Genomic DNA, 9,729 nt, shown 5'->3' with positions numbered 1-9,729 from the left:
CGGCGACGGCGGCGACGCCGCACCCGGGCGCCCGCGTCGGCGGCGCGGCGGTCGCGGACGCCGGCCGGCCGGTGACGGCCGCACGCCCGACCCGCGCGGGGCCGGCCAGCGCCTGTCCGATGAGCGCGACGGCGACCAGCGCAAGCCCGACCAGCGCGGCGCCGGCCAGCGCACGTCGGACCAGCGCCGCGCCGACCAGCGCGGCGGTGACCAGCCCGCCCGCCGCGGCCGCGAGTCCCGCGCCCGGCGCCTGACCGCCCTCGCCGACGCGCGCCGCGCCGTCGTGCTCCCGCCGGTCGTCTACCCCGAGCAGCTGCCGGTGTCGGCGCGCCGCCAGGAGATCGCCGCGGCGATCCGGGGCCACCAGGTCGTCATCGTGGCCGGCGAGACCGGGTCCGGGAAGACGACCCAGCTGCCCAAGATCGCCCTGGAGCTCGGCCGCGGGCGGGACGGCCAGATCGGCCACACCCAGCCCCGCCGGATCGCCGCGCGCACGGTCGCGGAGCGGATCGCCGAGGAGCTCGGCACCACGATCGGCGAGCTGGTCGGCTACCAGGTGCGGTTCACCGACGAGTCGTCGGACCGCACGCTGGTGAAGGTCATGACCGACGGCATCCTGCTCGCGCAGATCCAGCGCGACCCGGAGCTGCGCGCCTACGACACGCTGATCATCGACGAGGCGCACGAGCGGTCGCTCAACATCGACTTCATCCTGGGCTACCTGGCCCAGCTGCTGCCGCGCCGGCCCGACCTCAAGGTCGTCATCACGTCGGCGACGATCGACTCGGCGCGGTTCGCGGCGCACTTCGCCGGCCCGGCGGACGCCGAGCACCCGGACGGCGTGCCGGCGCCCGTCGTCGAGGTCACCGGCCGCACGTACCCCGTCGAGCTCCGGTACCGGCCGCTGTCGCCGGACCGCCCGACCGACGACCCGGACGACCTGGACGCCGACGACTCCGCGCCCCCGCGCGCGGGCTCCCGCGGTGCCGCGTCGAAGGGCGGGAAGACGCCCCCGCCCGCCGAGGACCGCGACCTGATGACGGCGATCTGCGAGGCCGTCGACGAGCTCGCCGCCGAGGGGCCGGGCGACGTGCTGGTGTTCCTGTCCGGCGAGCGGGAGATCCGCGACGCCGAGGAGGCGCTGCGCGGCCACCTGGGCCCGCGGGTCCAGGACCAGCGCCGCCCCGACGCCGTCGAGCTGCTGCCGCTGTACGGCCGGCTGTCGGCCGCCGAGCAGCACCGCGTCTTCCAGCAGCACAGCACCCGCCGCGTCGTGCTCGCCACCAACGTCGCCGAGACCTCGCTGACGGTCCCGGGCATCCGGTACGTCGTCGACCCCGGGACGGCGCGCATCTCCCGGTACTCGAAGGCCACGAAGGTCCAGCGGCTGCCGATCGAGCCGATCTCCCAGGCGTCGGCGAACCAGCGGTCGGGCCGGTGCGGCCGCGTCGCCGACGGCATCGCGATCCGGCTGTACTCCGAGGACGACTTCGCGTCCCGCCCGCGGTTCACCGAGCCCGAGATCCTGCGCACGTCGCTGGCGTCCGTGATCCTGCAGATGGTGGCCGTCGGCGTCGCGACCGGGCCGGACGACGTGGCGGCGTTCCCGTTCGTCGACCCGCCGGACACCCGGGCCGTGCGCGACGGCGTGCAGCTGCTGACCGAGCTCGGCGCCCTGGAGACCGGCCCGTCCGGCACCCGGCTCACCGACACGGGCCGTGCGCTCGCCCAGCTGCCGATGGACCCGCGGCTGGCGCGGATGATCGTCGAGGGCGGCCGCCGCGGCGTGGCGCGCGAGGTGATGATCGTGGCCGCCGCGCTGTCGATCCAGGACCCGCGCGAGCGCCCGGTCGAGTCGCGCGCGCAAGCCGACCAGCTGCACGCCCGGTTCGCCGACCCGACGTCGGACTTCCTGGCGTACCTCAACCTCTGGCAGTACGTCCGTGACGCGCAGCGGGACCTGTCGGGCTCGGCGTTCCGCCGGCTGTGCCGGTCGGAGTACCTGAACTACCTGCGGCTGCGCGAGTGGCAGGACGTCGTCACGCAGCTCAAGGAGCTGGCGAAGCCGCTCGGCATCACGATGAACCCGCCGCGGACCACCGACCGCGACCTGTCCGAGGAGCGCGACCCCGCGACCGAGGGCCGCGGCGCGCACCGGCTGGAGTGGGACGCCGACCGGGTGCACGTCGCGCTGCTGTCCGGCCTGCTGTCGCAGATCGGGATGCAGGAGGCGTCGGACCTGTCCGGCGGCTCGGCCCCGCGCGGGAAGGGCCGGGGCGACGGCGGGCGCACCCCGGACCGGCGCGGCCGCAACGAGTACCTCGGCGCGCGCGGCGCGAAGTTCGCGATCTTCCCGGGCTCCGGCCTGGCCAAGAAGCCGCCGGCCTGGGTGATGGCGGGCGAGCTCGTCGAGACGTCCCGGCTCTGGGCGCGGGACGCGGCGCGCATCCAGCCGGAGTGGGCCGAGGACCTCGCGCAGCACCTGGTGAAGCGGTCGTACTCCGAGCCGTCGTGGTCGTCGAAGCAGGGCGCGGCGATGGCCCTGGAGCGGGTCATGCTCTACGGCGTCCCGATCGTCACCGGGCGGCGGGTGCTGTTCGGCAAGGTCGACGCCGAGCACGCGCGCGAGCTGTTCATCCGGCACGCGCTGGTCGAGGGCGACTGGACGACGCACCACGCGTTCTTCGCCGAGAACCGCCGGCTGCTGAAGGAGGCCGAGGACCTGGAGGCGCGGTCCCGGCGCCGTGGCCTGGTCGTGGACGACGACGCGCTGTTCGACTTCTACGACGAGCGGATCCCGGACGACGTCGTCTCGGCGCGGCACTTCGACCAGTGGTGGAAGGGCGCGCGCCGGGACCGCCCGGACCTGCTGACGTTCACCCGCGAGCTGCTGGTGACCGACGAGGGCGGCGTCGACGAGTCGTCGTTCCCGTCGACCTGGCCGCAGGGCGACCTCGCGCTGCCCCTGACGTACCAGTTCCAGCCGGGCACCGACGCCGACGGCGTCACCGTGCACGTCCCGCTCGTGGCGCTGGCGCGGGTGCGGCCGGAGGGCTTCGACTGGATGGTGCCGGGGCTCCGCGAGGAGCTGGTCACCGCGACGATCCGCGCGCTGCCGAAGCCGGTCCGGGTGCAGCTGGTGCCCGCGCCGGACGTCGCCCGCGACGTCGTCGGGTGGCTGGACGCGCACACCGCGTCGTGGGAGGACACCGTGCGCGCGGCGGACGCCGCCCCGTCGTACGAGACGGCGTTCCGGCAGGCGGTCCGGGCGCTGCGCGACGTCGTCGTGCCGGACGGGGCGATCGACCTCGACCGGCTGCCCCCGCACCTGCGGATGACGTTCCGGGTGTCCGACGACCGCGGCCGCGTGCTCGACGAGGGCAAGGACCTCGCCGTGCTGCAGCGGAAGCTCGCGGCCCGGACCCAGGACGCGGTCTCCACGGCCGTGCGGAGCGCGGTGCGGGACGCGATGGCGGACGCGCGGGCGCGGTCGGGCGCGGCGGGCGACGGCGGCGACGCGGGCGGCGGCCCGGCCCCGGCCCGCGGTGGCACGGCGGCCGTCCCCGGCCCCGGTGCGCGGCCGGCGGCCTCGGCGCTGCCGGGGTTCGACGGCGCCGACCTGGACACCTGGCCGGCCGACCTGCCCGGCGGCACCCTGCCCGAGCGGGTCGAGACCCAGGACGCGAGCGGCCTCACCGTGCGCGGCTACCCCGCGCTCGTCGAGCACGGCGCCGGACCGTCGGCGACCGTCCGCGTCGAGGTGCTGGCCGACGCCGGGGACCAGGCCGTGCGGCACCGCCGCGGCCTGCGCCGGCTGCTGCTCCGCGACGTCGGCCTGGCGCCCGGCCGGATCACCTCGCGCTGGACCGGGACCCAGGCGCTGACGCTGGCCGCCAGCCCGTACCCGAGCACCGAGGCCCTGGTCGCCGACGTGCAGCTCGCGACGGTCGACCGGCTGCTGACCGAGCACCTCGCCGGACGTCCGGCGACCGCCGTCCGGTCCGCCGACGCATACACGGCGGCGCGCGGGTTCGTCCGCGACCGGCTCGAGGACGCCGTGCACCGGCTGGTGCAGGACCTGGTGGCGGTGCTCGCCGCCGCCCGGGACCTCGACGGGGCCGTCCGCGGCACGCGGTCGCTGGCGCTGCTCGGCACCGTCCGGGACGTGCGCGAGCAGGCCGAGCGCCTGGTGCACGACGGCTTCGTGTCCGAGACCGGCGCGGACCGGCTGCCGCACCTGGCGCGGTACCTGCGTGCCGCCGCGTACCGGCTCGACAAGGCTGCCGGCAACCCCGCCCGCGACGAGCAGCTCGCCTGGCAGGTGCACGACCTGGAGCAGCTGCTCGGCCAGACCCGCGCGCGGGTCACGAGCCGGACGCCCGTACCCGCCGACCTCGCGGCGCTGGACGACGCGCGGTGGCTGCTGGAGGAGCTGCGTGTCAGCCTGTTCGCGCAGCAGCTCGGGACGCCGGTGCCGGTCAGCGAGAAGCGGATCCGCAAGGCCCTCGCCGCGCTGGCCTGAGCCCGCCGGGGACGCTGCGAGTTCGGTGCTCCCGGCCGAGTTCGGTGCCTCTGAGCACCGAACTCGGCGGGAACCACCGAACTCGCGGGTCGTGCTGGTGGCAGGTCAGTCCGCGTGGGACGAGCGGGCGTAGTCCTGGTCCTTGGTCTCGCGGGACAGGATCAGCGCGACGAGCGTCAGGACGCCCATCGCCGACAGGTACACGCCGACGAGCCAGGTGCTGCCGTCGGCGGCGGCCCACAGGGCGAGCGCGACGATCGGGGCCAGCGCGGCGCCGAGGATCGACGACACGTTGTAGGCGACCGCCGAGCCCGTGTACCGGACGTTCGTCGGGAAGAGCTCCGGCAGCAGCGCGCCCATCGGACCGAACGTGGCACCCATGAGCAGGAACCCGAGCACCAGGAACGCCTGGGTCAGCGCGCCGGTGAACACCAGGTCGTCGCGGACCGTGAGGAACAGCGGGAACGAGAAGCCGAACACGATGATCGCCGAGGTGACGCCGATGAGCAGCCGCCGGCGCCCGAGGCGGTCGGCCAGCGGGCCGGACAGCATCGTGAAGATGCCGAAGAACAGCACGCCGATGATCTGCATGAGCACGAAGTGCACGTACGGGATCCCGAGGCCGCCGGGCTCGCCGTCCTCCGGGGCGACCGCGCGGGTGCCGTAGGTCAGCGTGAAGTTGGTCATCAGGTAGAACAGGACGTACGTCGCCAGCATGATGAACGTGCCGAGCAGCGTCTCGCGCCAGTGGAACCGCAGCGTCGTGCCGAGCGGCACCTTGGTGATCGTGCCCTTCTTCTCGGCCTGCGTGAACGCCTCCGACTCGACGAGCTTGAGCCGCACCCACAGGCCGATGACCACCATGACGGCGGAGAACAGGAACGGCACGCGCCAGCCCCAGGACATGAACGCGTCCGAGCCCTGGCCCAGCACCCCGTTGATGATGAGGAAGATGCCGTTGGCGATGATGAAGCCGAGCGGCGCGCCGAGCTGCGGGAAGGTGCCGTACCAGGCGCGCTTGCCGGCGGGGGCGTTCTCGGTGGCGACCAGCGCCGCGCCGGACCACTCGCCGCCGAGCGCGAAGCCCTGGGCGAGCCGGAGCACCAGCAGCGCGACCGTGGCGCCCACGCCGATGTGGCCGAACGTCGGCAGCAGGCCGATGAGGAACGTCGCGACGCCCATCGTCAGCAGCGAGTAGACGAGCGTGGTCTTGCGGCCGCGGCGGTCGCCGAGGTGGCCGAAGAAGATCGCGCCGATCGGGCGGGCGACCATCGCGGCGCCGAACACCGCGAACGACGCGAGCAGCGCCGTGGTGTCGTTGCCCGTGGGGAAGAACAGCTTCGGGAACACGAGGACGGCGGCCGTCGCGTACACGTAGAAGTCGTAGAACTCGATGGTGGTGCCCACGAGGCTCGCGGCGATGACGCGCGACGGCGAGTTGAGCGGGCGGGACGCGGCCGGCGGCTGGGTGGCCGGCGCGGTGGTGGCTGACATGCGGGGACTCCTCGACGATCCGGGTGGCGCGGACCACCGGCGGACGTCGGGGTCGGCTCGCGGTCGGCTCGGCGGGACGGTCGGTGCTCCAGCGCTGCGGCGACCTTACGCTGTCTCACACCTCAGACAAGTCGTGACCGGATCATGGACACGGGCGACCGGACCGTCCACAGGCTCGGCGGCCGTGCGGGCTGTGGAGGGGGCCGGACGGGTGTCGGACCGGTGCGGCAGAGTGGCGGCATGACGAGCAGCGACGCCCCGGACAGCCCCGACGCCCCCGCGGGACGGCGGTGCTTCGGCGACGGCGACCCCCTCTACGAGCGCTACCACGACGAGGAGTGGGGCGTCCCCGTGCACGGCGAGCGGGAGCTGTTCGAGCGCATGACGCTCGAGGCGTTCCAGTCCGGCCTGTCGTGGATCACCATCCTGCGCCGCCGCGAGGGGTTCCGGGCCGCGTTCGACGGGTTCGACCCGGCGGTGGTCGCGGTATACGACGAGCACGACGTCGAGCGCCTCATGGCGGACACCGGGATCATCCGGAACCGCGCCAAGATCACCGCCGCCGTCGCCAACGCGCGCGCCCTGCTCGACCTGCACGGCCGCGGGCTGAGTCTGGACGAGCTGTTCTGGTCCGCCGCCCCTCTCGCCCCCGGCACCCGGCCCCGGCCGCGCACGTTCGCCGAGGTCCCCGCGAGCACGGCGGAGTCCGCGGCGCTGGCCAAGGAGCTCAAGCGGCACGGGTTCCGGTTCGTCGGGCCGACGACGGCCTACGCGGCGATGCAGGCGTGCGGGATCGTCGACGACCACCTGGCCGGCTGCCCCGTCGTCCTGGCCCGCGCCGCGGGGTGAGGTCGTAGACCGCGTCGGCGCCCGGACCGGACGGTGGTGTCTAGGTCGCCATTGCCTTGAGTGTCTAGTGCAACCCGGACTACGCTGGTGAAGCGGACCGCGGTGCTGCGCCGGCTGCGGCGAGCCGCCCGGGACGCGGGCGTGTCGTACGAGGTCGTCGAGCTGACGCACCACACCGGCGTCGTGGTCGGCGGCGTGCGCTCGACGCTCGGACGGCACTCCGAGATCGACGACGTGACGGCGCGGAAGTTCTTCGACCAGTACGCGGCGGTGCTCGGGAAGGGGTGGTGGCGGTGACCCGCTACACGGTCACGGCCGAGCGCGGACGCCGGTGGTGGGTGCTCCAGTGCGTCGAGCACCCCGGCGCGCTGTCCGAGGTGGCCCGTCTCGACCAGGCCCCCGAGGTCATGCGGGAGGCCATCGCGTTCGTGGCGCAGGTGGACCCCGCGGACGTCGAGGTGCACCTCCGGCCCGCGGTGCCCGACGAGGCCGGCGCGCACGTCCGCGCCGCCGCGCGCCTGCGCGAGGAGGCGCACCGCGCCAACCGGCAGGCCGCCGTGGAGTCCCGCGCGGCGGCCCGGGTGCTGCGCGACGCAGGGCTGTCCGTCCGCGACGTCGGGACGGTCCTCGGGGTGTCGCACCAGCGGGCCCACCAGCTCCTCGCCGGCTGACCGCGGGGCGGCGAGGCGGGCGGACGAGCCGCGGCCCCCGCCTCACCCCGCCCCGAACGCCCGCACCGGCAGCCCGCCCACCGGCACGTCCACGCCGAGCACCGCCCCCGACAGCGGGTCGCCGTCCTCGTGCGCGGTCGTCACGTACGCCCGCCCGGACCCCGGTGCCCCGAACCCGAGGCAGGTGACCCGCGGCGTCGGCACCCGGACCGCCCCGAGCGGGCTGCCGTCCGGGGCGAACCGCAGCACCGCCCCGCCGCCGTACAGCGCGACCCACAGGCAGCCGTCGGCGTCGACGGTGGTGCCGTCCGGCTGCGGCCCGGCCGGGTCGAAGGACAGGAACGGCTCGGGGTCGCCGGCGGTGCCGGTCGTGGGGTCGTACGGCAGCCGGTAGACGGTCCGGGCGTCGGTGTCGGTCAGGTAGAGGGTGGCGCCGTCGGGGCTCCACTGCAGGCCGTTGCCGACCCCGACCCCGGTGAGCACCGGCGTCACCTCGAGCGCGTCGCCCGGACCGTCCGCGTCGACCGCCCCGGCCACCACCCGGTACACCGTGCCGTCACCGGCGGACCCGTCGCGCGGCATGGTCGCGACCCACAGCCGGCCGGCGCCGTCGCAGCCGCCGTCGTTGAACCGGTACCCGGCGGGCATGTCCGCCGGGCGGGTGAGCGGGCCGAGCGTGGTGCCGTCGTGCACGCCGAGGCCGTCCGCGGTGGCGAGCAGCAGCCCGCCCCCGGCGGCGGGCCACGCGAGCGAGACCGGGGACGGCACGCTGACCACCTCGTCCCGGGCGTGGTCGCCGCCGGCCCACCGGTGCACGCTGCACGCGTCGATGTCGACCCAGACGACGGAGCCGTCGCGGTCGTCCAGCACCGGGCGCTCGCCGAGGCGGGCGCGGACCTCCCCCAGGACGACGGCCTCGGGGGCGTCCTGCGGGACCAGGTCCCGGACGTCGAGCCGGCGGTCGGGCAGGGGGACGGAGCGCAGGTGGGTCACCTCACGCAGCCTGGCACGGGGCTGCCGGGCCCGCGCGGCGCGGGTCCTCGTGTGAGCGCCGTCACGGATAGATGACGCGTCAGGGGCAGTGGACGGCGGCGGTCCGTCGTCCTAGTGTGGCGACACCCATCCAGAGCGACCGAGAGACCTGGCTCGTCGACGTCGCAGCAACCCCCCTCCTCACCGAGGGTGCGGGTGCTTCCGCCAGGATCGATGGAGCTGACGATGACCAGTCTCGACGTACCCGCGCACCCTGCGGGGAACGCCGTGCCCGACGGCCTCGGGGCCGTGGACCGCCCGACCGTGTCGTTCGAGCTGTTCCCGCCCCGGAACCCCGACGCCGCGCCGCGGCTGTGGTCGACGGTGCAGCAGCTCGCCTCCGCGCGTCCCGACTTCGTGTCCGTGACCTACGGGGCGTCCGGCAGCACGCGGACGACCACGCGGCAGCTCGTGCGGCGGCTGCTGCGCGAGACCTCGCTGACCCCGATCGCCCACCTCACCTGCGTGGCGTCCTCGCGGGCGGACCTGGCCGCGACGGTCGAGGAGTTCCTGGACGAGGGCGTGCGCTCGTTCCTGGCGCTGCGCGGCGACCCGCCGGCGGACCGCTCCTGGGAGCCGCACCCCGAGGGGCTGCCGACCGCGAGCGCCCTGGTCGCGCTGCTGCGCGACGTCGAGCGGCGCCGGTGCGCGAGCAGCCCCGCGCAGGCGGTGCGCGCGGCCACCCGCCCCCTGTCGGTCGCCGTCGCCGCGTTCCCCCGCGGCAACGCCGGTGCCGGCAGCACGCGGGAGCAGGACGTCGCGGCGCTGCTCGCGAAGCAGCAGGCGGGCGCGGACTTCGCGATCACGCAGGTGTTCTACGACGCCGGCTCGTACCTGGAGCTCGTCGCCCTGGCCCGGGACGCGGGCGTCACCATCCCGATCCTGCCGGGCATCATCCCGACGACCGACCCGGCCCGGCTGCGGCGCGTGGCGCAGCTGACCGGCGTGCCGGTGCCGGAGCGCCTGCTCGCCCGGCTCGACGCGTTCGACCCGGACGACCCGGCGGACCTCGCGGCGCGGCACCGCCTCGGCACCCGGCTCGGCGTCGACCTGGTGAACGCCGTCCTCGACGGCGGCGCGCCGGGCGTGCACCTGTACACGTTCAACGCCCACGGCCCCGCGCTCGACCTGCTGGAGGGCGCCGGCCTGGGCGGCGCCCTC

Annotated in this window: 8 protein-coding genes and 1 riboswitch; of the genes, 5 read left to right on the top strand and 3 right to left on the bottom strand. The window is 75.5% G+C overall.

Annotated elements, in window-relative coordinates:
- A partial coding sequence (locus tag G6556_RS19635; RefSeq protein WP_240934515.1) for a hypothetical protein occupies window positions 1-364 on the bottom strand: 364 nt, incomplete at its 3' end.
- Here G6556_RS19635 and hrpA point away from each other — a divergent pair.
- The gene (gene hrpA, locus G6556_RS13950) at window positions 251-4,522 is read left to right on the top strand and encodes an ATP-dependent RNA helicase HrpA (RefSeq protein WP_240934514.1); all 4,272 of its coding nucleotides are present in this window, start codon (window positions 251-253) and stop codon (window positions 4,520-4,522) included. The genes G6556_RS19635 and hrpA overlap by 114 nt on opposite strands.
- Window positions 4,523-4,627: 105 nt before the next feature.
- On the opposite strand, the gene G6556_RS13945 is transcribed toward hrpA, so the two are convergent.
- Entirely contained in the window at window positions 4,628-6,016 is a 1,389-nt protein-coding gene (locus G6556_RS13945; protein ID WP_166942508.1) for an MFS transporter, read from the bottom strand.
- 240 nt (window positions 6,017-6,256) lie between these two features.
- On the opposite strand from G6556_RS13945, the gene G6556_RS13940 reads away from it, so the two are divergent.
- The 3 genes from G6556_RS13940 (at window position 6,257) to G6556_RS13930 (ending at window position 7,536) form a co-directional block, all read left to right on the top strand.
- Window positions 6,257-6,865 carry a DNA-3-methyladenine glycosylase I gene (locus G6556_RS13940; RefSeq protein WP_166942506.1) on the top strand — a complete coding sequence of 203 codons (609 nt, stop codon included), beginning with the start codon at window positions 6,257-6,259 and terminating at the stop codon, window positions 6,863-6,865.
- A gap of 87 nt (window positions 6,866-6,952) precedes the next feature.
- A complete protein-coding gene (locus G6556_RS13935; protein WP_346774905.1) occupies window positions 6,953-7,162 on the top strand; it encodes a ribonuclease PH in 210 nt (69 codons plus the stop codon).
- Window positions 7,159-7,536, top strand: coding sequence for a hypothetical protein (locus G6556_RS13930; protein ID WP_166942503.1), 378 nt, complete (start codon window positions 7,159-7,161; stop codon window positions 7,534-7,536). Before G6556_RS13935 ends, G6556_RS13930 begins: the two co-directional genes overlap by 4 nt.
- A 42-nt stretch (window positions 7,537-7,578) precedes the next feature.
- Here the strand turns inward: G6556_RS13930 and G6556_RS13925 are convergent, their stop codons facing one another.
- Window positions 7,579-8,529, bottom strand: a complete 951-nt coding sequence (locus G6556_RS13925) for an SMP-30/gluconolactonase/LRE family protein (protein WP_166942500.1) — start codon at window positions 8,527-8,529, stop codon at window positions 7,579-7,581.
- A 123-nt stretch (window positions 8,530-8,652) separates the two neighbouring features.
- A riboswitch (SAM riboswitch) is annotated at window positions 8,653-8,748 on the top strand.
- A gap of 6 nt (window positions 8,749-8,754) precedes the next feature.
- Between G6556_RS13925 and G6556_RS13920 the strand changes: the two genes are divergently transcribed.
- On the top strand, window positions 8,755-9,729 hold a 975-nt coding region (locus G6556_RS13920; protein WP_166942497.1), incomplete at its 3' end, for a methylenetetrahydrofolate reductase.

The organism is Cellulomonas sp. IC4_254 (genome assembly GCF_011603975.1).
Taxonomy (GTDB): domain Bacteria; phylum Actinomycetota; class Actinomycetes; order Actinomycetales; family Cellulomonadaceae; genus Cellulomonas.
This window is presented reverse-complemented; position numbering and strand designations above follow the sequence as displayed.

Bases quoted from the DNA above. Each gene is read 5' to 3' on its own strand.
- G6556_RS13945 (WP_166942508.1), bottom strand. From the start codon at position 6,016: ATGTCAGCCACCACCGCGCCGGCCACCCAGCCGCCGGCCGCGTCCCGC.
- G6556_RS13940 (WP_166942506.1), top strand. From the start codon at position 6,257: ATGACGAGCAGCGACGCCCCGGACAGCCCCGACGCCCCCGCGGGACGG.